The organism is Pseudomonas sp. WS 5010 (assembly GCF_012985565.1).
Taxonomy (GTDB): domain Bacteria; phylum Pseudomonadota; class Gammaproteobacteria; order Pseudomonadales; family Pseudomonadaceae; genus Aquipseudomonas.
Window position 1 is genome coordinate 203,962 of record NZ_JAAQWQ010000003.1, and the last position, 24,712, is coordinate 228,673.

Sequence of the window (24,712 nt, forward strand, 5' to 3'; positions counted from 1 at the left end):
TCCTACATTTTTCCAGATCTGCCGGGACCGAGGGTTTAGCGCCGGGTCAGCAGCACGCCCGATTCCATATGGTGGGTCCACGGGAACTGGTCGAACATCGCACACCGGGTGATGCGGTGCGTGTCATGCAGTTGCGCAATGTTCGCCGCCAGCGTTTCCGGGTTGCAGGAGATGTACAGGATGTTCTCGAAGCGTCGGGTCAACTCGCAGGTGTCTGGGTCCATGCCTGCGCGGGGCGGGTCGACGAAGATGCTGGCGAACTCATAGCTCTTGAGGTCGATACCGTGCAGGCGTCGGAATGGCCGCACTTCGTTCAGGGCTTGGGTCAGTTCTTCGGCGGACAGGCGCACCAGGGTGACGTTATCCACCGCGTTTTCATCGAGGTTGCTCAGGGCGGCGTTGACCGAGGTCTTGCTGATCTCGGTGGCCAGCACTTTGCGCACGCGGGTAGCCAGGGGCAGGGTGAAGTTGCCGTTGCCGCAATACAGCTCCAGCAGGTCATCACTGCGATCGCCCAGGGCGTCATAGGCCCAGTTGAGCATCTTCTGGTTCACCGTGCCGTTGGGCTGGGTGAAGGCGCCTTCGGGCTGGCGATAGCTGAAGGTGCGACCGCCGACATCGAGTTTCTCCACCACATAGTCGTGGCCGATCACATCGCGCTTGCCCTTGGAACGGCCGATGATGCTGACGTTCAGGTCGGCCGCCAGCTTGTTGGCAGCGGTGTGCCAATGCTCATCCAGCGGGCGGTGATAGCACAGCGTGATCATCGCATCGCCGGCCAGGGTGGTGAGGAACTCCACCTGGAACAGCTTGTGGCTCAGGGCGGCGCTGGCTTGCCAGGCGGCCTTGAGTTGCGGCATCAGCTGGTTGATGCGCAGGCTGGCGATGGGAAACTCTTCGATCAGGATCGGCGTGCGCTTGTCGTCCTGGGAGAACATCGCGTAGTGGCGCTGACCGCCTTCGCGCCACAGGCGGAACTCGGCGCGCAGGCGGAAGTTCTGCAGGGGCGAATCGAATACCTGTGGCTCGGGCGCATCGAACGGCGCGAGCAGGTCACGCAAGCGCGTGACCTTTTCTTGCAGTTGCAGGGCGTAACTTGCTGCGTCAAAAGTCATGCGGGGAACCAGCCTAGCTTGATCACGAACAGGATCGACAGGATCACCAGCGCTGGGTTGAGTTCACGGTAGCGGCCTGTCAGCAGCTTGATACCGGTCCAGGCGATGAAGCCGAAGGCGATGCCGTTGGCGATGGAGTAAGTGAAGGGCATCGCCAGGGCGGTGATCACCACCGGCGCGGCAACAGTAATATCGTCCCAGTCGATTTCCGCCAGGCCCGAGGTCATCAACACTGCGACAAACAGCAGCGCGGGTGCGGTGGCAAATGCCGGGACGCTGGCCGCCAGCGGCGAGAAGAACAGCGCCAGCAGGAACATGATCGCGACCACGATGGCCGTCAGGCCAGTGCGGCCACCCGCACTCACGCCAGCCGCCGACTCGATGTAGCTGGTGGTGGTCGAGGTACCCAGCAACGAACCGGCCATGGCCGCAGTGCTGTCGGCAATCAGGGCGCGGCCCATTTTCGGCATGTGGCCGTCCTTGCCCATCAGGCCGGCGCGCTTGGCGACGCCGATCAGGGTGCCGGAGTTGTCGAACAGGTCAACGAACAGGAAAGCGAAGATCACGCTGATCAAGCCCACGTCCAGGGCGCCGGCGATGTCCAGTTGCAGGAAGGTCGGGGCCAGGGACGGAGGCATCGATACCACGCCGCCGAATGGGGTGACGCCGAGCGCGATGGCGGCGATGGTCACCGCGAGGATGCCGATCAACACCGCGCCGCGCACTTTCAAGGCTTCCAGGGCCACGATCAGGAAGAACCCCAGGGTGGCGAGGATGGGTGCGGGTTTGGCCAGGTCGCCCATGCCCAGCATGGTCGCCGGGTTGCTGACCACGATGCCGGCGTTGTGCAGGGCGATCAGCGCCAGGAACAGGCCGATACCGGCGGCAATCGCCGAGCGCAGGGGCAGGGGGATGGCATTGATGATCCATTCGCGGATGCGGAAGATCGACAGCAGGAAAAACAGCACGGCGGAGATAAACACCGCACCCAGCGCCACTTGCCAGGTATGGCCCAGGTGCAGGACCACGGTGTAGGTAAAGAAGGCGTTCAGGCCCATGCCCGGTGCCAGGGCAATCGGGTAGTTGGCGATCAGGCCCATGATCGTCGAGCCGATGGCCGCCGCCAGGCAAGTGGCGACAAACAGCGCGCCCTTGTCCATGCCGGTCTCGCCGAGAATGCTCGGGTTGACGAACAGGATGTAGGCCATGGCCAGGAATGTGGTGATACCGGCGAGAATCTCGGTACGCACGTTGGTGTTGTGTGCCTTGAGTTGAAACAGCTTTTCCAGCATGCCTGCTCCCTGTGGCGCGCTCGGCGCCGTGATTTGTTGACCTCAAAGTCAAAGCACAAACTGCGCCAAGCGCCGCGTGTTTTCTACAGAGGATCGGAAAAAGCGGCGCATCATACCAGCAGGTCGACGGCCTGTGGCGCCCAGCCTCGGTTTTGTTGAGTGTGGCCTTGAGGCATACTCCGTCGACGTTCAGTCCAGGGTCATCCAAAGCATGAAAAAAGCCATCGCGTGGAGTCTAGCTCCGTTCGCCTGTATCGGCCTGTGGCTGGCGGCGGCACCGACGTGGGGCGCGCCTGCACCGGCCTTGAGCGAGGTGCGGGTATTCCAGGTGCAGTCCCAGGCGTGCAAAGAGTCCATCGCCGAGGGCGTCGACAGCACCCGGCAGTGCCAGCACCGTGGGCCGACACAGGTCTCGGTGATGGAAGTGGGGCTGGGCAATAATTCCATCGCCACCTTTGATGGGGCGCGGCTTGCGGGGCAAAAGACCGCGATCTGCCAGGTCGGCTCCGTCAGCCAGGCCTGCAATGGCGCTGGCACATTGATGGGCTACATCTATGTATTTGACGTGGATATCCGCGCCGCCGGTTGGTTCGAGTACAGCAACACATCGATCAATGCGCCGCGCAATACCCTGAAGACTCAGCTGCGCATCCAATGATGGCCCCCTGTAGGAGCCGGCTTGCCGGCGAAAATCGTCAACGATAACGCTGGGTGCCTGGTGGCCTGTGTTGCTCTCTGGTTTTTCGCCGGCAAGCCGGCTCCTACAGGTTCAGGGCGTTTCGGCCGGGGTATGCATGCGGTCCCGCTTGGCCAGCGTCGGGAACAGCTTGATCCATACCCCCGTCACCACCAGCGTCCCGACCCCGCCCAATACCACGGCTGGCACTGTGCCCAGCCAGTGGGCGGTGACGCCGGATTCAAATTCGCCCAACTGATTGGACGCCCCGATAAACAGCCCATTGACCGCACTGACCCGCCCGCGCATTTCATCGGGGGTTTCCAGTTGCACGAATGAGGCGCGGATCACCATGCTGATCATGTCTGCCGCCCCCAGCACCACCAGCACCGCCAGCGAAAACCAGAACGAGGTGGACAGGCCGAACGCGATGGTCGCTACGCCAAATACCCCGACAGCGGTAAACATCACGCGGCCCACGTGCCGGTCCACGGCAAACCGCGCTAGCCACAATGACATCAACAGCGCCCCAACCGCTGGCGCCGAGCGCAGCAGCCCAAGGCCCCAGGGGCCGGTCAGCAGGATGTCCTTGGCAAATACCGGCAGCAACGCTGTGGCGCCGCCCAACAGCACGGCGAACAGGTCCAGGGAAATCGCCCCGAGGATGTCCGGCCGGCTGCGGATAAAACGAATCCCCGCGAGCAGCGAGTCGAGGGTGGCCTTGCCCTTGTTCAGTGGGGTCTGCCGCGCGGGCAGGTTGAGGGTGAGCATGCAGGCAATCAGGTACAGCAGCACCGTCGGGCCATACACCCAGGCGCTGCCGAAGGCATAGAGCAAGCCGCCCAGGGCCGGCGCGACGATGGTTGCCGATTGCTGGGCCGACTGCGCCGCCGCCACTGCCCGTGGAAACAGGGCGCTGGGCACGATGCTCGGCAACAGCGCCTGGGTGGTGGGCAGTTCGAAGGAGCGGGCTGCGCCCAGCAGGAAGGCGAGGATAAAAATCATCTCGCGGGTGACATTGTCCGTCAGGCTGCCGATGACCAGGGCCAGGGCGATCAACGCCTGCAACGTCTGGCAAATGGCGGCGACCCTGCGCCGTTCGTAACGGTCGGCCACATGCCCGGTGTGCAGCATGAACAGCACCCGTGGGACAAATTCCACCAGGCCCACCAAGCCCAGGTCCAGCACGTTGCCGGTCAGTTGGTAGAGGTTCCAGCCGATGGCCACGGTGAGCATCTGGAAGCCGCTGGCGGTAAAAATCCGGGCCAGCCAGAACGCGATAAAAGGGCGGTGATGACGTAACAGCAGCGGGGTTTCACTGGGCATCGGCAAGGACTGGACTGAACCTGGGAAGTGCCGAGGTTAGCATCAAGCTGTAACAAATAGTTGCTGCCAGGCAAATATCCTTAGCAAGGCATCTATTTGGCTGAGTCAACCTGTCACGCGGCAAAAGACCACACAGTCCAACCTGGAAAATGGGACTACTCTTTCAACGATGCTTGATCCAGATCAATGCCGATTGCAGCGTTGGTGTGGGGGTCAAGAAGCCAGAATCCCTACGTGGTTGGTAAAAAAAGAACGAATTGCAATTCGCCACACTCCATATCCGTGGGAGCAGTGGGTGCAGGCCTCCCTGCCTGTAGCCGGTATTACCTGACAGAGGAAGACTTATGTTCGGTTTGGAGGCGCTAGATCTCGCCCGAATTCAATTCGCATTCACCATCTCGTTCCATATCCTGTTCCCGGCCATCACCATTGGCCTGGCCAGTTACCTCGCGGTACTGGAGGGCCTGTGGCTCAAGACCCACAACGATACCTACCGTGACCTCTACCATTTCTGGTCGAAGATCTTTGCCGTCAACTTCGGCATGGGGGTGGTCTCGGGCCTGGTCATGGCCTATCAGTTCGGTACCAACTGGAGCCGCTTCTCGGACTTCGCCGGCTCTGTCACGGGGCCGTTGCTGACCTATGAAGTGCTCACCGCGTTCTTCCTCGAAGCGGGCTTCCTTGGGGTGATGCTGTTTGGCTGGAACAAGGTCGGGCGCAAGCTGCACTTCTTTGCCACGGTGATGGTGGCCGTCGGTACGCTGATCTCGACCTTCTGGATCCTCGCCTCCAACAGCTGGATGCAGACGCCACAAGGCTTTGAAATCATCGACGGCCGGGTGATCCCCACCGATTGGCTGGCCGTGATCTTCAACCCTTCGTTCCCCTATCGCCTGGCGCACATGGCCACGGCGGCGTTTGTCGCCACCGCGTTTTTTGTCGGATCGTCGGCGGCCTGGCATCTGCTGCGGGGCAAGGACAACCCGGCGATCCGCACCATGCTGTCGATGGCGATGTGGATGGCCCTGATCGTCGCGCCGATCCAGGCGGTGATCGGTGACTTCCATGGCCTCAACACCCTCAAGCACCAGCCGGCGAAAATTGCGGCGATTGAAGGCCACTGGGAAAACATCGGCAATGAGCCGACCCCGCTGATCCTGTTCGGCTGGCCGGACATGAAGGAAGAGCGCACCAAGTACAAGGTGGAAATCCCCTACCTGGGCAGCCTGATCCTCACCCACTCCCTGGACAAGCAAGTGCCGGCCCTCAAGGAGTTCCCACCTGAGGATCGTGCCAACTCGACCATCGTGTTCTGGTCGTTCCGGGTCATGGTCGGCCTGGGCATGCTGATGATCTTCACCGGCCTGTTCAGCCTCTGGCTGCGCAAGGGCGACAGGCTGTACACCAACAAACCGTTCCTGTACCTGGCGCTATGGATGGGCCCGTCGGGGTTGATTGCGATCCTGGCCGGCTGGTTCACCACCGAAATCGGGCGCCAGCCCTGGGTGGTCTACGGCTTGATGCGCACGGCGGACGCCTCTTCCAACCACAGCGTGGTGCAGATGAGCATCACCCTGGCGCTGTTTGTGGTGGTGTACTTCGCCCTGTTCGGCGCAGGCCTTGGCTACATGATGCGCCTGGTGCGCAAAGGCCCGGTCACCCACGACAGCACCGAACCGGCCCACGGCGGCCCCGGGCAGCAACGTACCCCGGCGCGTCCATTGTCGGCAGCCGATGACAGCGGCGACGCTGATCACGGCGACACTCTGAACAAGGGGAATTGAGTCATGGGTATTGATCTTCCGCTGATCTGGGCCGTGATCATCATCTTCGGCATCATGATGTACGTGGTCATGGATGGCTTTGACCTGGGGATCGGCATTCTCTTCCCGTTTATCCCGGGCAAGACTGACCGCGACGTGATGATGAATACCGTCGCCCCGGTGTGGGACGGCAACGAAACCTGGCTGGTGCTGGGGGGCGCGGCATTGTTTGGCGCCTTCCCATTGGCCTATTCGGTGGTGCTCTCGGCGCTGTACCTGCCGCTGATCCTGATGCTGATCGGCCTGATCTTCCGTGGCGTGGCCTTTGAGTTCCGCTTCAAGGCCAAGGATGACAAGCGCCACTTGTGGGACAAGGCGTTTATCGGCGGCTCGCTGGCGGCGACCTTCTTCCAGGGCGTGGCGCTGGGGGCATTCATTGAAGGCATTCCGGTGGTTGACCGCCAGTTCGCCGGCGGCTCATTGGACTGGTTCTCGCCGTTTGCCCTGTTTTGCGGCGTGGCCTTGATCGTGGCCTATGCCCTGCTGGGCTGCACCTGGCTGATCATGAAGACCGAAGGCAAGCTGCAAGAGCAGATGCACAACCTGGCGCGGCCCCTGGCGTTCGTCGTGTTGGCGGTGATTGGCATCGTCAGCATCTGGACGCCCCTGGCCCACCCGGACATCGCCTCGCGCTGGTTCACCCTGCCGAACCTGTTCTGGTTCCTGCCGGTGCCGATCCTGGTGCTGGTGACCATGTATGCGCTGGTGCGTGCCGTGGCCCGCAATGCCCATTACGCGCCGTTCCTGCTGACGCTGGTGTTGATCTTCCTCGGCTACAGCGGCCTGGGCATCAGCCTGTGGCCGAACATCATCCCGCCGTCGGTGTCGATCTGGGATGCCGCCGCGCCGCCGCAAAGCCAGGGCTTCATGCTGGTGGGTACGCTGTTCATCATCCCGTTCATCCTGGGCTACACCTTCTGGAGCTACTACGTGTTCCGCGGCAAGGTGACCCATGAAGACGGCTATCACTAGGAGGCATGGACCATGACCGGTAAACCTTCACTGGACGATATCGAACAGGCCGAGAAAAAGCCGCTGTGGCAACGCCTGGGCTGGTTGGCAATGATCTGGACCGGCAGCGTCCTGGCCCTGTTCGTGGTGGCCAGCCTGATGCGCATGTTCATGAACGCCGCGGGCCTGAGCACTCACTGACATCCCATGCAGTCTTGACCCTCCTTTAATGGAGGGTTTTTTTTGCCTGTGTTATTTGCGGGCCTTGAGAATCACGAACTTTGGTGTCGCCGCCACCTGCTCCACACCACGGAACAGGCGCGCCAGCTTGCTGTGATAACCCAGGTGGCGGTTGCCGACGATGTACAACGCGCCGCCGACTACCAGCGCTTCGCGGGCCTGCTGGAACATGCGCCATGCAAGGAAATCCCCCACCACCTGCTGCTGGTGGAACGGCGGGTTGCATAGCACCACGTCCAACGATTGCGGCTCCTGGTCCGCCAGGCCGTCGCCGGGGCGAATCATCACGGGCCGCTCACCCAGGGCCGCGCGCCAGTTTTCGGCGGCCGACTGTACGGCCATATAGGACTCGTCCACCAAGGTGTACTGCGCCTCGGGGTTGTGCAGGGCGCTGGCAATCGCCAGCACGCCGTTGCCGCAACCCAGGTCAGCCACGCGGGCGTTCCCCAGGTTGTGCGGCAGATGAGGCAGGAAGGCACGGGTGCCGATATCCAGGCCTTCGCGGCAGAACACATTGGCGTGGTTGAGTAGCTCGATGGCCGGCGCGTCCAGGCGATAACGCGTGGGGTAGGGCGATACGATGCGAGGGCGATCAGCCAGGGTGGCGATCAGCAACCTGGCCTTTTTCACCGCCAGCGACGCGTGCATCGGCCCGATGTAACGCTCCAGCAGTTCACCGGCGGCGCGGGGCAGGTGCTTGACCATGGCCCCCGCGATCACTTCGGCACCTGGCGCCAATTGGTCCTGCAGGCGGATCAATTGTTCTTCGAGCAGCGCCAGGGTTTTTGGTACCCGGATCAGTACCCGATCGAAGGGCCCGCTGGGCACCTGGCTGGCAGGCACGAACGAGAGGGCATCGAAGGCCTTGCCATTGCGCATCAGGTTTTTTTGCAGGGCCTGGGCGCCGAGGAATGAATCGCCGCTGCTGGTGACATGCACATGCCCCTCAAGGCTGGCCGCCAATGCCCCAAAACTGTCATTGAGCACCAGTACGCGGGTGCTGCTGGCCGGTTGCTGCTCGGCCAGGTAGGCAAGCAGATACTCGTCGGCCGCATCGAAGGCTTGCAGCGGTTCGTTTTGCTGCTCGGGCTGGCGGATCAGGTCGAGTTGGGCGAAGGGGCTATCGAGCAGGGGCATGGCGGGGGGAACTCTGGATAATCGACGGGTGTTCCGGGCCTGGCGCGGAACCTTCTGAGTGGACTGCGACGCGGGCGTTGACGAGAGGCGTCATCACTCAGAACTGGCCGTAAATGTTACGTTTTTTTCCGGCGGATTACATTCGGTGTTTTCAACATGGGGGGGCGCGGGCTGTACTCAAAAAAGGCCGTGTTTGACTGCCGTGATCACCGCGGCAATCTTATTGCTCACCCCCAGCTTGCGCATCGCACTGCTGATATGAAAACCGACAGTGCGCTCGGACAGGCAGAGAATTGTCGCGATATCGGCAGCTGTCTTGCCCAGTGCCGACCATTGCAGGATTTCGGTCTCGCGACTGGTGAGCTTGGTGGGGCACTGGCAGGCCGGCTCCTTGGCATAGGCCTGGGCCGCGACGGTATGCAAGGCATGGCAGATCCACAAGACCTGGCCGGCTTTCTCATACAGTTCCTGGGCTTGCACCGGTTCCTGGCGTCGTCCCAGGTTGATCATGCTGAAAAAGCCACGGAAGTCATGCACCGACTGCGCCCAGCCAAAATTGAGACCCTGGGCTTGCAAGTGAACCCACATGTCCGGCACTGCAGAGTAGGTTTTTTCTTCCCAGACGATGGGCAGTACATCGCGTTTGCAGTGGCTGACCAGCGGGTCCATATCGAAGTAATGTTCTGTTTTGTAGAGAGTGTTCCATTCACTTGGATAATTATTGAGGTGGATGTTCTTGAATGGCTGATAAACCGCATTGGAGCCCATCATAAAACCGCAATATTCAAAGCCCAGCTCATAGGTAATGTTCAGAGCAGCCTCGAACATAGTCGTCACCTCATCCTCACCTTCTAGTTTGGGTAGACGTGTGTTGCGCCAGTTGACCATTGGTAAATCTCCATGAGTCGCACACTGATTGTTCGCAACGCGGTCCCCTTAGCGTTACCGAATCGAGTGTAGGACAGCATGTAAAACCCAGATGGGAATTTTCGCACTTAGCGTTGCGTTTTTTAGTAGAACTGATTGATACCCATGGTCCTGGGCGCGCGGGCGGGGGGGCTGATGATGTGAGTGAATTTCTTTGTCATTCATTTGCTTAGGGCAGGGTTGCGATACAGTTTATGAATTTTCATGTAGGGGTTATGAGTAGGACTTAATAGCCAAATGGTTTGAATTGAAGGCAGATGGCCATCTTTTCTGTATTGGTCAGTGGAGGCACGCAGGATGTCACTGCAAACCAACGGTGTTTCCAGGCGTCGCTTTGGGGGACACTAGGGGTTACCTGTAGACCGGAGCCCCCCATGACGGCCAGTGCGGAAAAATTCACACGCCAGACCCTGATCGATGTGCAGTCGTTGACCCCCAGCCTGTTTACCCTGCGTACTACCCGGGACCCGGGGTTCCGTTTCACCGCCGGGCAGTTTGTTCGCCTGGGCGTGACCAAACCCGATGGCAGCCTGGTGTGGCGTGCCTATTCGGTGGTGTCGTCGCCCTTTGATGAGTTCCTGGAGTTTTTCTCTATTGTGGTGCCCGGTGGTGAGTTCACCAGTGAGCTGAGTCGCCTGCGGGTGGGCGACGAGTTGCTGGTGGAGCGCCAGGCCACCGGTTTCTTGACCCTGAATCGTTTTGTCGATGGTCGTGACCTTTGGCTGCTGGGCACCGGCACGGGGATCGCACCATTTCTGTCGATCCTGCAGGACTTTGAAGCCTGGGAAAAATTCGAGCGGATCATCCTGGTCTACAGCGCCAGGGAAGCTCGGGAGCTGGCCTACCAGACCCTGATCAAGGAATTGGGCGAGCGCGAGTACTTGAGCGAACACGCCCATAAACTCACCTACCTGCCTATCGTGACCCGTGAGCAGCGGCCGGGTGCATTGAATGGGCGGATCACGACCCTGATCGAAAATGGCGAGCTGGAGCGTGCGGCGGGCGTAGCGCTGACGCCTTTGCATTCGCGGGTGATGATTTGCGGCAATCCGCAGATGATCGATGACACCCGGCAACTGCTCAAGCAGCGTGATATGCAACTGAGCCTGGCGCGTCGGCCAGGGCAGGTGGCGGTAGAAAACTACTGGTAGAAAAAAGGCGCCCGGTCAGGGGCGCCTTTTTCTGTGGCCGACAGGTATTGCGGGTCGGCTACAGGGGCTTGTTGTTCTGGGCCTTGAGCAGATCGCGGATCTCCCCCAGCAGTTCCTCTTCCTTGGTGGGGACCGGTGGCAGGCTTGGCGCCACGGCTTCTTCACGCTTGAGACGGTTGATGGCCTTGACACCCATGAAGATCGCGAACGCGACGATCACAAAGTCAATGACGCTCTGGATGAATTTACCGTAGGCCAGGACCACCGCAGGTGCATCGCCCTGTGCTGCCTTGAGCGTTACCGCCAGGTCACCGAAGTCCACACCGCCGATCAGCAGGCCGATGGGCGGCATCACCACGTCGCCTACGAAGGACGAAACAATTTTGCCGAAGGCGGCGCCGATGATAATACCGACCGCCATGTCGACCACATTACCTTTGACCGCGAAGGCCTTGAACTCACTGATCACGCCCATAGGTTATTCCTTGTTACAGTTGAGAGGAGAGGAACTCAGTGTAAGTCAGTCTGCAGTGACTTGCTCGACACAACTGTTAACACTGTTCGTTGCAATCGACACATTAAAACGCAAATAGTTTATGGGCGCTGGTGGTTGTGACATTTGTTTCCAGTGGTTGTGAGCCACTCAAGTTGCAACGCGGCGCATGTCGAGTACTGACCCAGCGGCCCCCAAGAATGGACTGCCCCCAGCATCGTAGACATCTCCAGCCTATGCTTGGACTGAGCCGCCGAGGAAACTGCTGGGACAATGCCGTAGCTGAGTCTTTTTTCAGTAGCCTGAAAAAAGAACGCATCCGCAAGAGGATCTACAAAACCCGGGACATGGCCCGTGCCGACGTATTCGATTACATTGAGGCGTTTTACAACCGAACGCGTCGTCACAGTCACCTGGGCGGCATCAGTCCTGAGGCCTTTGAGGCTGGAAAATGTCTACGGGAGCGGGGGTAGTCCAGCATAGGCTGGAGATGTCTACGATGCCGGGGGCAGTCCAGTCCAGCCTTCGGCTCACATTAATTGCAAATGAGCTTGCATTCGACGGCGTGGGCTCGCGTTTCATCGCGACGGGCTCACGCTACCTGCAAATGAAAATCTGGGGATTCCGGCTCCCACCATTTATAGCTTTAAATCATTCAAATAGTGGATTCTTTCAATACTTTGTCTAGCCATACAAAAATTTTTTGTCGTTTCGAATGCTTGTGTTCCAGGGTCAACCATAAAGCTTTCAATGGCGCAATTTTCATTCCTTAGAATAATCCAGGCTCTCTGTGATTTTTTTATGTGTTCTTTAAGTGAAGCACCTAACATTGGATCGATTTTATACTCAGTATCTATTTTATTGTTTAGCGCTTTGTAGGTGCTATTTAATTGAATGTCTGCATCTGTATTTTTACGTTTAGAGCATTCGTATATTCCTTGGCTATCTGTACCTATATCAGAGCAAAAAACTGGCTGTGGAGATTCTGCATAACAAGCGTATGAAACAAAAAATGATAAAGTCAAAACAAATCTTATAGTCATAATGTATCCTCTACTAATATTTTCTTAAGTAATCGGCTCGTTTCCGACCTTGCTCGTACTGGTTAATGGCGGGCGTACTTTCAATGTATGAAATCATTTCCGACCTGCTATTGCGCATGCCTGATTTCATTGGGTTAGGCCCAGTAGTAAACCCCTGGTACACAAAATCAACTAGCACATCGCGAATGGCCTGATCCAGGCTCACCCACTCAAGTCTTCCAACCTCAGAGGCAGTCCATTTATTATAAATAAAAACTGCTCTATCTATGTAGTCAGGGTAAACAATGTTAAACAGGCGTATTTGTTGGTCGCCTGTTATTTCGCCAATCAATGCTTGGTTGTTTCTTACAAAGTTTCTTGCGTCCAATCCTTTTAATCCATGCGCTAACGAAATTTTTCTGGCTTGCTCATTTTCTATGCCTGCTTGAGTCATATGAGCGTATATTTCGCTCTGTGTTCGACTCCCCATATCATAACCCCGACCTAAAGTTACTCCAGACAGATCATTTCCAGGCCAGTGAATGACTTTGCTATAGTACATTGAGCTTGATATATCATTCCCCTCAGCATTAAAGGTGATTTGACCAGCAAGTATCTTCGACCCAGGACCAATATAGGCGAATAGCCCCACCAACCCCACCGGATGAAAGTGATACACACCCCCCAACACTGGCAACCCAACCTTGGGCGCTACCTCATTCCACCAATTGATTTGCTTGATCCGCTCTTTCTCCGCGACCCAGTTCAGGAGTGGGGTTGAGCCGCTATGGCCCAGCACTTCGTCCAGTGCGTCCCACTTAGTGGGGGCGTACTGCCACTCGCTGACGTAATAGATAATTAATTGCGCAAGTGCCTGCGCTTGCGCGGGCAAACCAATCGCTGCTTGAAGCTCGTCAGCGGTCATCTTTCCATCATGGTTACGGTCGATAATGTCGTACAGACGACGCATCATCGTGCCGTTATCCGCCTTATCAGCCAAAGCCCCATGGCGCTCAACTTCCCCTTCACTGAAGCGGCTAACCGCTCGGAAGAACGAGGCCAGGTATTGCCGGGGAGCGTCGTAGTTGTGAATGATTCCATACCCCTCCCACGACCAAGGATTAACCCAAGGAGTAACCCCCACTTCTTCGCGCACCCAACCGTCGAGCAACTCGTTGTTAGCGTCATGCAGCAGCCCATCGAGGTGGTACCAGTTATAAGCTTTGCGATCAGCCGTCGCCGGGATCACGATTTTATCCGTGGCGCGCAGGCTATTGAGAAGGCTTTTAGGGACCAATAAATCGGCATCGCTGGGTGTATTGGCGGCGTTCAAGGTTGGGGGCTGCGTGGCGTTGAAACTCGCCTGATGCGTCACCACCGTGGTGCCCTTGGCCAGTTTCAGCCAGGTCTTGCCAGTGGCGGGCAGTCGATCTGCCCAAGCCCGGCTAGCTTCGATGAACAGACCCACGTCATCGGCGCTGAACACTTCCAGGTGCAGTTTCTTTTCCGGGTGCTGCGCACCGCCGTCTTGATACAACCCAAGGTGACCAATTAGCTCGCCGGCCTTGATGGCTATGGGGTGGTCGAGGACCACGATGCGGTCCGCCATCGGCGCACGCGCACCCTCCAGCGAATTGAAATGAATGTACTGGTTCACCCGCTCCAACTTGCGGAATTCGCCCTCACCACGGACCGTCACTTCCGTACCCTGTGGTAGCGTCGTAATAACGGTGCTACTGCCGTTCGCTTCAGCCCGGACGTTGAGCGACGGATTGCCCTTGACCCGATACTCGTCCCCGGCGATGGGTTCCAAAAAATTCATGGAAAGGTAGCCGCATAACGAACCATCGGCGCTTTTCAGGCCGTCCGGTCCATTGGTGTTCTCCAGCTTGCGGTAATCCCCCTCTCCGGTAACGGTCACCTCCGCACCCCGCGGTAGGATGGCGAGCACTTTGCCCTGCTGCGGCTGGTTAAACACCTTCAGACCTCGTTGCTCTGGATGGCCTGGGAGTATGTCTGTCACCGTTGCCTTGATCCGACGGTTCTGCCCCTCGGGCCAGAACGCTGGGCGGGCTATGCCCAAGTCACGTTGGTAATCCGCCCAGCCCTGTAGGTGCATGTACAGGCTGTAGACGGTCAAGCTGGGCGGCGCATCCTGGCTGCCTTCGATTTTAGGCGGCTGGAGGTGGTGGCGCACTAGCACAAAATTACGTGAGAACGGCTTTGCTACGCACAGTTCATCGACGAAGTAGGTCGTGGTCGGTGAGTGCTCATCGATGCGATAAGCCACCACTTCGCCGTCCCCCAGGCAATGCACGCTGGACTGATCCAGGGTGTCAGCGGTGCCACCGTCAAAATGCACACCGCCGTGCCAGAGGCCATTGCGCCCCAACGGGTAGTAACCCGCCGTCGCCTTGGCCAATTTAGTTAACTGAAGCAGCGGATTGCGTCCGTCCTTGAAAGGATGGCTCCAGTTCCTCAGTGGTTGCAGGGCAGCGGTACTTGTTGGTGTCAGCACATGAGGCGGGACCTGATCTGCTTCTGACGGCACTAAATCCGGCGCACTTGACGCATAACTCGGGGCCACACGGTCACTGCTGAAGAAGTTAAAAACCTGAGATAGCACGTTAGCCATGCTGTATTTCACTCCTGCTTGTGCAATGGGGTGGGACCAAGGCACCCTGGAGCGGTGGTTATCGGAAGTAAATAGGACCTTTCCCAAAGTCACTCACTCCCAAAGGATTTGGTTGATCAGCAGGGCATTATCAGCTCGCGATTGGTTCGCAATCGCCGGAATGCACACGCTGGAAGGGCTTATGTTGGTTTTTGGCTCCATTGCTCCCCCTCCAAAACGAACGCTTGATGGGCTGTCAGTTGCAAACAATGTGAGCGCAAAGAGTCCGTCAGGCAGAATTAACCTGAGCAGAAAAAGCATTGATTGAGAACATGGCTAATTTCGATTACAAGCAGCTACAGCTAGCTAACTAAACTGATGACTCAAGTTGCAAATTAACCGTCTATTGGGTGAACCCCGTAAGCAGGATTTCGCCTGGCTCAGAATCACCAGCACAGGTGGCTCACATTCTCTGGAATGAGTGGTCACTATCACTGGAGTACACAAATAGTTTGCAAAGTGCCACCAATCGCGCGCGAAATACCCGGCATTTCAGTGTCTTACCACACTATTTTTTTAATCGGGTTGGTGTGGCTTTTCTATTTATCTTCTGGCGCCAGGATCACTAGCCTCTGGCAAGCACCCGTAAAAGTGCATTTAAAAAAACCAGAGGATTGCTTGATGAAAAACCTTATTAGCCGCAGGTCTATTGCTGCGCGCAATCTGCTATTGATTGCCAGTACCAGTTTGTTGTCGTTGTCGGTCAGTGCCGCCAACCTCACTCGCGATAATGGCGCGGCCGTGGGTGACAACCAGAACTCGCAGACCGCCGGCGCCAACGGCCCGGTCCTGCTGCAAGATGTACAACTGATCCAGAAGCTGCAGCGCTTTGACCGTGAACGCATCCCGGAGCGTGTGGTGCACGCCCGTGGCACCGGCGCCCACGGTACCTTCACCGTCACCGACAACCTCAGCGACCTGACCAAGGCCAAAGTGTTTGCCGCCGGTGAGGCCACGCCGGTATTTGTGCGGTTCTCTGCTGTAGTGCACGGCAACCACTCCCCGGAAACCCTGCGCGACCCACGCGGCTTCGCCACCAAGTTCTATACCGCCGAAGGTAACTGGGACTTGGTCGGCAATAACTTCCCGACCTTCTTTATCCGCGACGCGATCAAGTTCCCGGACATGGTCCATGCCTTCAAGCCGGACCCGCGCACTAACCTGGATGATGACTCCCGGCGTTTTGACTTCTTCTCCCATGTTCCCGAGTCCACCCGCACACTCACTGAGTTGTATTCGGACTCCGGCACCCCCGCCAGTTATCGGGAGATGGACGGTAATGGCGTACATGCCTACAAGTTGATCAATGCCAAGGGTGAAGTGCACTACGTCAAGTTTCACTGGAAGAGCCTGCAGGGCATCAAGAACCTGGACCCCAAACAAGTTGTCGAGGTCCAGGGCCGTGATTACAGCCATATGACTAACGACTTGGTTACTCATATCAACAAGGGCGACTTCCCCAAGTGGGACTTGTATGTGCAAGTGCTCAAGCCCGAAGAACTGGCCAAGTTTGATTTCGACCCACTGGACGCCACCAAGATCTGGCCCGATGTTCCCGAGCGCAAAGTCGGGCAAATGGTGCTGAACCGCAACCCCGGCAACGTGTTCCAGGAAACCGAGCAAGTGGCCATGGCCCCGGCGAACCTGGTACCGGGTATCGAGCCGTCGGAAGACCGCCTGCTGCAAGGTCGGGTGTTCTCCTACGCCGATACGCAGATGTATCGCCTGGGCGCCAATGCCCTGCAACTGCCGATCAACGCTCCACGGGTCACCGTCAACAACGGTAACCAGGATGGCGCGATGAACGTCGGCAAGACCAGCACTGGCGTGAACTATCAGCCAAGCCGCCTGGTCCCCCGGGAAGAGCCGCAAAGCGCGCGTTACAGCCAGATGCCCCTGGCCGGCAGCACCCAGCAAGCGAAGATCCAGCGTGAGCAGAACTTCAAGCAGGCGGGCGATTTGTATCGGTCCTACAGCAAGAAGGAACGCCAGGACTTGATCGACAACTTTGGCGGCTCCCTGGCGACCACCGATGACGTCAGCAAACACATCATCCTGTCGTTCCTCTACAAAGCTGACCCGGAGTACGGCACGGGCGTGGCCAAAGTAGCCAAGGGCGACCTGGCGCGAGTCAAGGCGCTGGCTGAAAAGCTGACGGACTAACGGCACATCTCCCTGTAGGAGCTGGCTTGCCGGCGATGAGATCGCTGAAGACGATGGTGATCTTTGCGGGGCCATCGCCGGCAAGCCGGCGCCTACAAGGGACCTGCAGAGGATGTTGATTATGCGTAGCTTTATAGGGGCCCTACTGGCCTGCTGGTCCTTGAGCGTATTCGCCGACCCACAGGCCCTCAAGGCGCAGTTGCAGGACTACTACTTCGACGCCGCCCGGCGTGGCGACGTGGAAATGCTCAAGACTTTTATCGAATCCGGTTATTCCCTCAATACCGTCGATGACAAGGGCTACACCGCACTGATCCTCGCCGCCTACCACGGCCAGGCCCCTGCTGTGGAACAACTGTTGGCGGCCGGTGCCGATGCCTGTGTCCAGGACAATCGCGGCAATACAGCGCTGATGGGCGCGATCTTCAAGGGCGAGTTGAGCATTGCCCGGCGTTTGCTGGGTACCGCCTGCAACCCCGACCAACGCAACGGCGCCGGACAGACGGCGGCGATGTACGCCGGGCTGTTCAAGCGCGTCGAACTGCTCGATGCACTCAAGGCCCAGGGCGCCGACCTGAATGCCGAAGACCCGCTGGGCAACAGTGCTACACGATTGGCCAACGGTGAAATCCGTACCGCAGCGCCGCGCTGAGCTATCATCGCGGTTTTTCGGTTGGAGGTTCTCAGATGGCAAAGGCCAAGCGCATGTACGGCTGCACGGAGTGCGGCGCGACCTTTCCCAAATGGGCGGGCCAGTGTGGCGAATGCGGGGCGTGGAACACCCTCACTGAAACCATGATTGAAAGCGGCGGGGCTGCGGCGCCCAGCGGGCGCTCCGGCTGGACCGGGCAGCAAGCCCAGATCAAGACCCTGGCAGAAGTCAGCGTCGAGGAAATCCCGCGTTTCTCCACCGCGTCCGGCGAGCTCGACCGGGTGCTCGGCGGCGGCCTGGTGGACGGCTCGGTGGTGTTGATTGGCGGCGACCCGGGTATCGGCAAATCGACCATCCTCCTGCAGACCCTGTGCAGCATCGCCAGCCGCATGCCGGCCCTGTACGTCACCGGCGAAGAATCCCAGCAACAGGTGGCCATGCGCGCCCGCCGCCTGGGCTTGCCCCAGGACCAACTGCGGGTCATGACCGAAACCTGCATTGAAAGCATCATCGCCACCGCCCGCGTGGAAAAACCCAAGGTGATGGTGATCGACTCGATCCAGACAATCTTCACCGAGCAACTGCAATCGGCGCCGGGTGGGGTGTCCCAGGTGCGGGAAAGCGCGGCGTTGCTGGTGCGCTACGCGAAGCAGAGCGGCACGGCGATTTTCCTGGTGGGCCATGTCACCAAGGAAGGCGCGTTGGCCGGCCCGCGCGTGCTGGAGCATATGGTGGATACGGTGCTGTATTTCGAGGGTGAGTCCGATGGACGCCTGCGCCTGTTGCGGGCGGTGAAAAACCGTTTCGGCGCGGTCAACGAGCTGGGTGTGTTCGCCATGACTGACCGGGGGCTGAAAGAAGTCTCCAACCCTTCGGCGATCTTTCTTACTCGCGCCCAGGAAGAAGTACCGGGCAGCGTGGTGATGGCGACGTGGGAAGGCACCCGGCCGATGCTGGTGGAAGTCCAGGCCCTGGTGGACGACAGCCACCTGGCCAACCCGCGCCGCGTGACCCTGGGCCTGGATCAGAACCGCCTGGCGATGTTGCTGGCGGTGTTGCATCGCCATGGCGGGATTCCGACCCATGACCAGGACGTGTTCCTCAACGTGGTGGGCGGCGTCAAGGTGCTGGAAACCGCATCGGACCTGGCATTGATGGCGGCGGTGATGTCCAGCCTGCGCAATCGACCGTTGCCCCATGACCTGCTGGTATTTGGCGAAGTGGGCCTGTCGGGCGAAGTGCGCCCGGTGCCCAGCGGCCAAGAACGGCTCAAGGAAGCTGCCAAGCATGGCTTCAAGCGCGCCATCGTGCCCAAGGGCAACGCGCCGAAGGAGGCGCCGCCGGGGTTGCAGATTATTGGTGTGACCCGACTGGAACAGGCACTGGATGCTTTGTTCGAATAACCCGCAACACCACAACGCCCTGTGGGAGCGGGCAAGCCTGCTCCCACATTGATGTGTGCACATCGTCAGATGTTGAGCAGCTCGCCCAGCTCCCGATGCAGCTCCTCCTCATCCCCCAGATTGAGCTCGATCAACCTGCGCAAATGGCTGATCGAGTCCAGATCGATATGCTCGCAGACAAACCCCAGTTGCCCCTGGTCGTCATGGCTCAGCCGCACTTGCATGCGCACGTCCGTGTCGGCGTCCAGGTGAATGTCCACATCAAAGGGCTCGTCACCCTTGCCCAGCCACGGCGCAGGCTTTTGCACCAGCAAGCCCTTGAGCGATAAATCCACCAGTTGCACCGGCCATTGCTGGCCGTTCTGCTTGAGTTCGGTCTTGGCATCGAAGGCAATCCGCCGAAAACGGCGGCGATCTGACGGCTGGTCGCTCATGGTGAAACCCTCTGTAGATACAGGGATTGTAGCCTTGCGCCATTATTGGGCGTTTATTTCGCTTTTTTTTCGCCCCGGCAAGGCTCTAGACCAACGTAGGGGGCTGGTCTTTAGGGCACAGCGCGCTAAACTCGGACTGGCTGTCTTTCTGTCCAACCTGGCTGGAATATAAAAATGAAAAATAATAATAGCCTGCTACGCCATCTACCCTGGCTGTTGCTGGCAATCGTAGGAGCGTGCGCCCTGGGCGTAGTGGCTTTGCGTCGCGGCGAGGCGATCAACGCCTTGTGGATTGTAGTCGCGGCAGTCGCCATTTATCTGGTGGCTTATCGTTACTACAGCCTGTTCATCGCAAATAATGTGATGCAACTCGATCCACGGCGGGCCACCCCCGCAGTGATCAACAACGACGGTCTGGACTATGTGCCGACCAATAAACACATTCTGTTCGGTCACCACTTCGCGGCCATCGCGGGTGCGGGACCTCTGGTCGGCCCGGTATTGGCGGCGCAGATGGGTTACCTGCCGGGTACGCTATGGCTGATTGCCGGCGTGGTGCTGGCGGGGGCCGTGCAGGATTTCATGATCCTGTTCCTGTCCACCCGTCGCAACGGCCGTTCCCTGGGGGACATGGTCCGCGAAGAGATGGGCCGCATTCCCGGGACCATCGCGCTGTTTGGCTGCTTTTTGATCATGATCATCATCCTCGCGGTGTTGTCGCTGATCGTGGTCAAGGCCCTGGCCGAAAGCCCGTGGGGCATCTTCACGGTGATGGCGACCATCCCGATCGCGATGTTCATGGGCGTCTACATGCGTTACATCCGCCCGGGCCGCATCGGCGAGATCTCGATCATTGGCGTGCTGTTGCTGCTGGGCTCGATCTGGCTGGGCGGGCAGATTGCTGCTGATCCGGTATGGGCCAAGGCCTTCACCTTTACCGGGATCCAGATCACCTGGATGCTGGTCGGCTACGGATTCGTGGCTGCGGTATTGCCGGTGTGGCTGATCCTGGCCCCGCGTGACTACCTGTCTACATTCCTGAAAATCGGCACCATCATTGCCCTGGCAATCGGCATCCTGGTCACCATGCCCGACCTGAAAATGCCGGCGCTGACCCAGTTTGTCGATGGCACCGGTCCGGTCTGGAAGGGCGGCCTGTTCCCGTTCCTGTTCATCACCATCGCCTGTGGCGCGGTATCGGGTTTCCACGCACTGATTTCCTCGGGCACCACGCCCAAGCTGTTGGCCAATGAAGCCCACTCGCGCTACATCGGTTATGGCGGCATGTTGATGGAGTCGTTCGTCGCCATCATGGCTATGGTTGCCGCGTCGGTGATCGAGCCAGGCGTGTACTTCGCCATGAACAGCCCTGCGGCGATTGTCGGCACCGATGTGGTGACTGTTGCGCAAACCGTCAGCAGTTGGGGCTTTGCGATTACCCCGGAAGCGCTGCAAGCGGTGGCCAATGACATCGGTGAAACCACCATCCTGGCCCGTGCCGGCGGTGCGCCGACCCTGGCGGTCGGCATCGCGCAGATCCTGCACAGCGTGCTGCCGGGTGAAAACACCATGGCGTTCTGGTACCACTTTGCGATCTTGTTCGAAGCGCTGTTCATCCTGACCGCCGTTGACGCCGGGACCCGTGCCGGGCGCTTCATGCTCCAGGATCTGCTCGGCTCCTTCGTCCCGGCGCTCAAGCGTACCGAGTCGTGGACTGCCAACCTGATCGCCACCGCCGGCTGCGTGGCGATGTGGGGCTACTTGCTGTACCAGGGCGTGATCGACCCGCTGGGTGGCATCAACACCTTGTGGCCACTGTTCGGCATCTCCAACCAGATGCTGGCCGGTATCGCGCTGATGCTCGCCACGGTTGTGCTGATCAAAATGAAACGCCAGCGCTACATTTGGGTAACCATGCTGCCGGCTGTCTGGCTGCTGATCTGCACCGTGACCGCCGGCCTGATCAAGCTGTTCGACGCTAACCCGGCGATCGGCTTCCTGTCGTTGGCGAAAAAATACAGCGATGCGTTGGCCAACGGGCAGATCCTGGCCCCGGCGAAGAGCATCGACCAGATGCAGCACGTGATCTGGAATGCCTACACCAACGCCACGCTGACGGTATTGTTCCTGTTCGTGGTCTTCAGCATCCTGTTCTATGCGATCAAAGTCGGCGTGGCCGCCTGGGGTACCAAGGAACGTACGGATAAAGAAGCACCATTCCAAGCCATGCCGGACGCGTGATAGAGGGTTGCAAACATGTTCAATGACATTGGTCGCCTCGGTAAATACCTCGGTCAGGCAGCCCGCCTGATGGTCGGCATGCCCGACTACGACACCTACGTCGAGCATATGCAAACCAAGCACCCGGACAAGCCGATGATGGACTACAAGGCGTTCTTCCGGGAACGCCAGGAAGCCCGTTACGGCGGCAAGGGCGGGCCCAAGTGCTGTTGAACCCATAGGCTTGGGCCTATGTGATCCCCTGTGGGAGCGGGCTTGTGTGGGAGCTGGCTTGCTCGCGATAGCATCACCTCGGTATACCAGGTAGACCGAGTTGCCTGCATCGCGAGCAAGCCCGCTCCCACACAGGCCCGCTCCCACATTTGTTTTGTGTTTCCTCAAGGAGAATATTTTGTCCTCTCCCATCCCCGTCACCGTCCTCAGCGGCTTCCTCGGCGCTGGCAAGACCACCTTGCTGCGCCACCTGCTCAAGGCCGAGCACGGCTTGAAAATCGCCGTGATCGAAAACGAATTCAGTGACGCCGGCATCGACACCCAGCTGTTGGGTGATGAACCGGTCCAAGTCATGACCCTGTCCAACGGTTGCGTGTGCTGCACCATCCACACCGACCTGACCAAGGCCCTGTACCTGCTGCTCGAACGCCTGGACAGCGGCGAAATCGCCTTCGACCGCCTGGTGATCGAATGCACCGGCCTGGCCGACCCGGCGCCGGTGGCCCAGACCTTTTTTATCGATGAAGAACTGCGCGAGCGCTATCTTCTCGACGGCATCATCACCCTGGTGGACGCGGCCCACGCCGAGCACCATCTGACCCAGACCATCGCCCAGGCGCAGATCGGCTTTGCCGACCGCCTGCTGGTGAGCAAGCGCGACCTGGTCGACGACGCCAGCTTCGAGGCCCTCAGCCAGCGCCTGAGCCGAATCAACCGTCGCGCGCCGATCCGTGTGGTGGAACATGGCAAGATCGACTTGGCTGAACTGCTGGATGTGCGCGGCTTCAACCTCAACGCAGGCATGACCTTGCGCCCGGTCAGCCAGGCGCCGTCCATCGACCGCATTTCCAGCCTGGTACTGCGCACCGACCAGCCGCTGGATATCGACCGCCTCAGCGAGTTCATGAACGAGTTGCTGGAAGAGCACGGCAAACAACTGCTGCGCTACAAGGGCGTGCTGAACATCGCCGGTGAAGATCGGCGCATGGTGTTCCAGGGCGTGCTCAAGCTCTACGGGTTCGATTGGGACACCGAATGGGCTGAAGGCGAGCCGCGGGAAAGCGTGATTGTGTTTATTGCCGATGAGTTACCGCAAGAGAAGATTCGCGCGGGTTTCCAGCGGGTCTACCAACCCTGACTTGAAACGCGACCAGTGTAGGAGCTGGCTTGCCTGCGATAGCGGTAGATCAGTCAATGATGAGTTGGCAGACCCACCGCTATCGCAGGCAAGCCCGCTCCCACATGTTGACCGCGTTCCAACAGGCATAAAAAAGCCCGGCTCAAGAGCCGGGCTTTTTATTCAAGCGCCTGCAATCAAGCGCCGTATACCGGCAGCTTCTTGCAGATGGCCTTGACCTTCTCACGTACCGCGTCAATCACGGCTTCGTTGGAAAGGTCAGCCAGGATGTCGCAGATCCAGCCAGCCAGTTCCTTGCACTCTGCTTCCTTGAAGCCACGAGTGGTCACGGCCGGGGTGCCGAAGCGCAGGCCCGAGGTGACGAACGGCGAACGTGGATCGTTCGGTACCGAGTTCTTGTTCACGGTGATGAAGGCTTTGCCCAGGGCAGCGTCAGCATCTTTACCGGAGATGTCCTGCTTGATCAGCGACAGCAGGAACAGGTGGTTCTCAGTACCGCCGGACACCACGTCAAAACCGCGCTCAATGAACACACTGGCCATGGCCTGGGCATTCTTCACCACTTGTTGCTGGTAAGTCTTGAACTCAGGCTGCAACGCTTCCTTGAAGCAGATCGCTTTAGCAGCGATCACGTGCTCCAGCGGGCCACCTTGGGCGCCCGGGAAGACGGCGGAGTTGAGCTTCTTCTCGATATCGGCGTTGGCACGAGCCAGGATCAGGCCGCCACGTGGACCGCGCAGGGTCTTGTGGGTGGTGGTGGTCACCACGTCAGCGTAAGGCACCGGGTTCGGGTAGACGCCAGCGGCGACCAGACCGGCCACGTGGGCCATGTCGACGAACAGGTAGGCGCCAACCTTGTCAGCGATCTCACGGAAGCGTGGGAAGTCGAGGATCTGCGAGTAGGCAGAGAAACCGGCCACGATCATTTTTGGCTTGTGCTCGACCGCCAGGCGCTCGACTTCGTCGTAGTCGATCAGGCCGTTGCCGTCGATGCCGTACTGCACAGCGTTGTACAGCTTGCCAGAGGACGAAACGCTAGCACCGTGGGTCAGGTGACCGCCGTGGGCCAGGCTCATGCCCAGGATGGTGTCGCCGCCTTGCAGCAGGGCCAGGTAAACGGCCGCGTTGGCTTGGGAGCCGGCGTGTGGCTGGACGTTGGCGTAATCGGCGCCGAACAGTTCCTTGGCACGGTCGATGGCCAGTTGCTCGACGATATCGACGAATTCGCAACCGCCGTAGTAACGCTTGCCCGGATAACCTTCGGCGTACTTGTTGGTCAGAACCGAACCTTGAGCCTCCATCACCGCAGGGCTGGTGTAGTTTTCCGAAGCGATCAGCTCAATGTGCTCTTCCTGGCGCACAGCTTCTTGCTCCATGGCGGCAAAGAGATCGGCGTCGTACTTGGCAATAGTCAAATCACGGCTGAACATGGCGGTCCTCAAGGATCGGGGGCAGAAAAGAGGGGCATTCTAACCCAATGGGTTTTAGATGGCATATGAAAGGACATCATGTCGCGGACAAGTGGCGTTCATCCAGAGATGGATGGCGTATTTGAGGGCTCCTTCGCGAGCAAGCCCGCTCCCACATTCAATCGGGTTCCTTCAGGTGGAATACGGTCGAATGTGGGAGCGGGCTTGCTCG

At 59.0% G+C, this 24,712-nt stretch carries 21 protein-coding genes and 1 pseudogene; 12 read left to right on the forward strand and 10 right to left on the reverse strand.

The annotated features are described in order from the left end of the window. Positions 1-35: 35 nt before the first annotated feature. Both trmA and HBO11_RS09840 read right to left on the reverse strand, forming a co-directional pair. The gene (trmA, locus tag HBO11_RS09835) at positions 36-1,115 is read right to left on the reverse strand and encodes a tRNA (uridine(54)-C5)-methyltransferase TrmA (RefSeq protein ID WP_169951114.1); all 1,080 of its coding nucleotides are present in this window, start codon (positions 1,113-1,115) and stop codon (positions 36-38) included. After that, positions 1,112-2,407, reverse strand: coding sequence for an NCS2 family permease (locus HBO11_RS09840; RefSeq protein ID WP_169951112.1), 1,296 nt, complete (start codon positions 2,405-2,407; stop codon positions 1,112-1,114). The genes trmA and HBO11_RS09840 overlap by 4 nt, the downstream gene beginning before the upstream one ends. A gap of 211 nt (positions 2,408-2,618) precedes the next feature. On the opposite strand from HBO11_RS09840, the gene HBO11_RS09845 reads away from it, so the two are divergent. Then, positions 2,619-3,065, forward strand: coding sequence for a DUF4879 domain-containing protein (locus tag HBO11_RS09845; protein WP_169951110.1), 447 nt, complete (start codon positions 2,619-2,621; stop codon positions 3,063-3,065). A gap of 111 nt (positions 3,066-3,176) precedes the next feature. Here the strand turns inward: HBO11_RS09845 and HBO11_RS09850 are convergent, their stop codons facing one another. Further along, positions 3,177-4,409, reverse strand: coding sequence for an MFS transporter (locus HBO11_RS09850; protein ID WP_169951108.1), 1,233 nt, complete (start codon positions 4,407-4,409; stop codon positions 3,177-3,179). Positions 4,410-4,753: 344 nt separating this feature from the next. Between HBO11_RS09850 and HBO11_RS09855 the strand changes: the two genes are divergently transcribed. From HBO11_RS09855 to HBO11_RS09865, 3 genes are read left to right on the forward strand one after another with little or no spacing between them, the layout of a single operon-like run. Next, positions 4,754-6,193 carry a cytochrome ubiquinol oxidase subunit I gene (locus tag HBO11_RS09855; RefSeq protein WP_169951106.1) on the forward strand — a complete coding sequence of 480 codons (1,440 nt, stop codon included), beginning with the start codon at positions 4,754-4,756 and terminating at the stop codon, positions 6,191-6,193. A gap of 3 nt (positions 6,194-6,196) precedes the next feature. After that, on the forward strand, positions 6,197-7,204 hold the full coding sequence (gene cydB / locus HBO11_RS09860) for a cytochrome d ubiquinol oxidase subunit II (protein ID WP_029292140.1): 1,008 nt from the start codon (positions 6,197-6,199) through the stop codon (positions 7,202-7,204). 12 nt (positions 7,205-7,216) lie between these two features. Then, on the forward strand, positions 7,217-7,384 hold the full coding sequence (locus HBO11_RS09865) for a DUF2474 domain-containing protein (protein ID WP_169951104.1): 168 nt from the start codon (positions 7,217-7,219) through the stop codon (positions 7,382-7,384). A 51-nt stretch (positions 7,385-7,435) separates the two neighbouring features. On the opposite strand, the gene HBO11_RS09870 is transcribed toward HBO11_RS09865, so the two are convergent. Both HBO11_RS09870 and HBO11_RS09875 read right to left on the reverse strand, forming a co-directional pair. Further along, entirely contained in the window at positions 7,436-8,560 is a 1,125-nt protein-coding gene (locus HBO11_RS09870; RefSeq protein WP_169951101.1) for a methyltransferase, read from the reverse strand. 177 nt (positions 8,561-8,737) lie between these two features. Then, positions 8,738-9,448 (reverse strand): LuxR family transcriptional regulator, encoded by a 711-nt coding sequence (locus HBO11_RS09875; protein WP_169951099.1) that lies wholly within the window; start codon positions 9,446-9,448, stop codon positions 8,738-8,740. Positions 9,449-9,861: 413 nt separating this feature from the next. Here HBO11_RS09875 and HBO11_RS09880 point away from each other — a divergent pair, with 413 nt between their 5' ends. Next, positions 9,862-10,638 (forward strand): ferredoxin--NADP reductase, encoded by a 777-nt coding sequence (locus HBO11_RS09880; RefSeq protein WP_169951097.1) that lies wholly within the window; start codon positions 9,862-9,864, stop codon positions 10,636-10,638. A gap of 58 nt (positions 10,639-10,696) precedes the next feature. On the opposite strand, the gene mscL is transcribed toward HBO11_RS09880, so the two are convergent. Beyond that, positions 10,697-11,113: a large-conductance mechanosensitive channel protein MscL gene (mscL, locus tag HBO11_RS09885; RefSeq protein WP_169951095.1), complete on the reverse strand. Its 417-nt coding sequence runs from the start codon at positions 11,111-11,113 to the stop codon at positions 10,697-10,699. A gap of 263 nt (positions 11,114-11,376) precedes the next feature. On the opposite strand from mscL, the pseudogene HBO11_RS09890 reads away from it, so the two are divergent. Next, positions 11,377-11,604: pseudogene (locus HBO11_RS09890) on the forward strand (IS3 family transposase); the annotation flags it as partial. Between the two features lie 165 nt (positions 11,605-11,769). Here HBO11_RS09890 and HBO11_RS09895 read toward each other — a convergent pair. Further along, complete coding sequence (locus tag HBO11_RS09895; protein WP_169951093.1) at positions 11,770-12,174, reverse strand: lysozyme inhibitor LprI family protein; 405 nt, start codon at positions 12,172-12,174, stop codon at positions 11,770-11,772. A 13-nt stretch (positions 12,175-12,187) separates the two neighbouring features. Next, positions 12,188-14,788: a hypothetical protein gene (locus HBO11_RS28655; RefSeq protein ID WP_262381026.1), complete on the reverse strand. Its 2,601-nt coding sequence runs from the start codon at positions 14,786-14,788 to the stop codon at positions 12,188-12,190. Between the two features lie 660 nt (positions 14,789-15,448). Between HBO11_RS28655 and katB the strand changes: the two genes are divergently transcribed. From katB to radA, 3 genes are all read left to right on the forward strand, one after another. Beyond that, positions 15,449-16,990 (forward strand): catalase KatB, encoded by a 1,542-nt coding sequence (gene katB, locus HBO11_RS09905; protein ID WP_169951091.1) that lies wholly within the window; start codon positions 15,449-15,451, stop codon positions 16,988-16,990. 121 nt (positions 16,991-17,111) lie between these two features. After that, positions 17,112-17,642: an ankyrin repeat domain-containing protein gene (locus tag HBO11_RS09910; protein ID WP_169951089.1), complete on the forward strand. Its 531-nt coding sequence runs from the start codon at positions 17,112-17,114 to the stop codon at positions 17,640-17,642. Between the two features lie 35 nt (positions 17,643-17,677). After that, a complete protein-coding gene (radA, locus tag HBO11_RS09915) occupies positions 17,678-19,045 on the forward strand; it encodes a DNA repair protein RadA (RefSeq protein ID WP_169951087.1) in 1,368 nt (455 codons plus the stop codon). 65 nt (positions 19,046-19,110) lie between these two features. Here radA and HBO11_RS09920 read toward each other — a convergent pair whose 3' ends face one another. Next, complete coding sequence (locus HBO11_RS09920) at positions 19,111-19,479, reverse strand: PilZ domain-containing protein (protein WP_169951085.1); 369 nt, start codon at positions 19,477-19,479, stop codon at positions 19,111-19,113. 174 nt (positions 19,480-19,653) lie between these two features. On the opposite strand from HBO11_RS09920, the gene HBO11_RS09925 reads away from it, so the two are divergent. The 3 genes from HBO11_RS09925 (at position 19,654) to yjiA (ending at position 23,071) form a co-directional block, all read left to right on the forward strand. Beyond that, positions 19,654-21,720, forward strand: coding sequence for a carbon starvation CstA family protein (locus HBO11_RS09925; protein WP_169951082.1), 2,067 nt, complete (start codon positions 19,654-19,656; stop codon positions 21,718-21,720). Between the two features lie 15 nt (positions 21,721-21,735). Continuing rightward, positions 21,736-21,933, forward strand: a complete 198-nt coding sequence (locus HBO11_RS09930) for a YbdD/YjiX family protein (RefSeq protein ID WP_029292120.1) — start codon at positions 21,736-21,738, stop codon at positions 21,931-21,933. A 178-nt stretch (positions 21,934-22,111) separates the two neighbouring features. Continuing rightward, positions 22,112-23,071 (forward strand): GTPase, encoded by a 960-nt coding sequence (gene yjiA / locus HBO11_RS09935; RefSeq protein WP_169951080.1) that lies wholly within the window; start codon positions 22,112-22,114, stop codon positions 23,069-23,071. 176 nt (positions 23,072-23,247) lie between these two features. Here yjiA and glyA read toward each other — a convergent pair whose 3' ends face one another. Then, entirely contained in the window at positions 23,248-24,501 is a 1,254-nt protein-coding gene (gene glyA / locus HBO11_RS09940) for a serine hydroxymethyltransferase (RefSeq protein WP_038443507.1), read from the reverse strand. Positions 24,502-24,712: the final 211 nt, after the last annotated feature.

Coding starts and splice junctions, on each gene's coding strand:
- trmA (WP_169951114.1), bottom strand. CDS start 1,115: ATGACTTTTGACGCAGCAAGTTACGCCCTGCAACTGCAAGAAAAGGTC.
- HBO11_RS09840 (WP_169951112.1), bottom strand. CDS start 2,407: ATGCTGGAAAAGCTGTTTCAACTCAAGGCACACAACACCAACGTGCGT.
- HBO11_RS09845 (WP_169951110.1), top strand. CDS start 2,619: ATGAAAAAAGCCATCGCGTGGAGTCTAGCTCCGTTCGCCTGTATCGGC.
- HBO11_RS09850 (WP_169951108.1), bottom strand. CDS start 4,409: ATGCCCAGTGAAACCCCGCTGCTGTTACGTCATCACCGCCCTTTTATC.
- HBO11_RS09855 (WP_169951106.1), top strand. CDS start 4,754: ATGTTCGGTTTGGAGGCGCTAGATCTCGCCCGAATTCAATTCGCATTC.
- cydB (WP_029292140.1), top strand. CDS start 6,197: ATGGGTATTGATCTTCCGCTGATCTGGGCCGTGATCATCATCTTCGGC.
- HBO11_RS09865 (WP_169951104.1), top strand. CDS start 7,217: ATGACCGGTAAACCTTCACTGGACGATATCGAACAGGCCGAGAAAAAG.
- HBO11_RS09870 (WP_169951101.1), bottom strand. CDS start 8,560: ATGCCCCTGCTCGATAGCCCCTTCGCCCAACTCGACCTGATCCGCCAG.
- HBO11_RS09875 (WP_169951099.1), bottom strand. CDS start 9,448: ATGGTCAACTGGCGCAACACACGTCTACCCAAACTAGAAGGTGAGGAT.
- HBO11_RS09880 (WP_169951097.1), top strand. CDS start 9,862: ATGACGGCCAGTGCGGAAAAATTCACACGCCAGACCCTGATCGATGTG.
- mscL (WP_169951095.1), bottom strand. CDS start 11,113: ATGGGCGTGATCAGTGAGTTCAAGGCCTTCGCGGTCAAAGGTAATGTG.
- HBO11_RS09895 (WP_169951093.1), bottom strand. CDS start 12,174: ATGACTATAAGATTTGTTTTGACTTTATCATTTTTTGTTTCATACGCT.
- HBO11_RS28655 (WP_262381026.1), bottom strand. CDS start 14,788: ATGGCTAACGTGCTATCTCAGGTTTTTAACTTCTTCAGCAGTGACCGT.
- katB (WP_169951091.1), top strand. CDS start 15,449: ATGAAAAACCTTATTAGCCGCAGGTCTATTGCTGCGCGCAATCTGCTA.
- HBO11_RS09910 (WP_169951089.1), top strand. CDS start 17,112: ATGCGTAGCTTTATAGGGGCCCTACTGGCCTGCTGGTCCTTGAGCGTA.
- radA (WP_169951087.1), top strand. CDS start 17,678: ATGGCAAAGGCCAAGCGCATGTACGGCTGCACGGAGTGCGGCGCGACC.
- HBO11_RS09920 (WP_169951085.1), bottom strand. CDS start 19,479: ATGAGCGACCAGCCGTCAGATCGCCGCCGTTTTCGGCGGATTGCCTTC.
- HBO11_RS09925 (WP_169951082.1), top strand. CDS start 19,654: ATGAAAAATAATAATAGCCTGCTACGCCATCTACCCTGGCTGTTGCTG.
- HBO11_RS09930 (WP_029292120.1), top strand. CDS start 21,736: ATGTTCAATGACATTGGTCGCCTCGGTAAATACCTCGGTCAGGCAGCC.
- glyA (WP_038443507.1), bottom strand. CDS start 24,501: ATGTTCAGCCGTGATTTGACTATTGCCAAGTACGACGCCGATCTCTTT.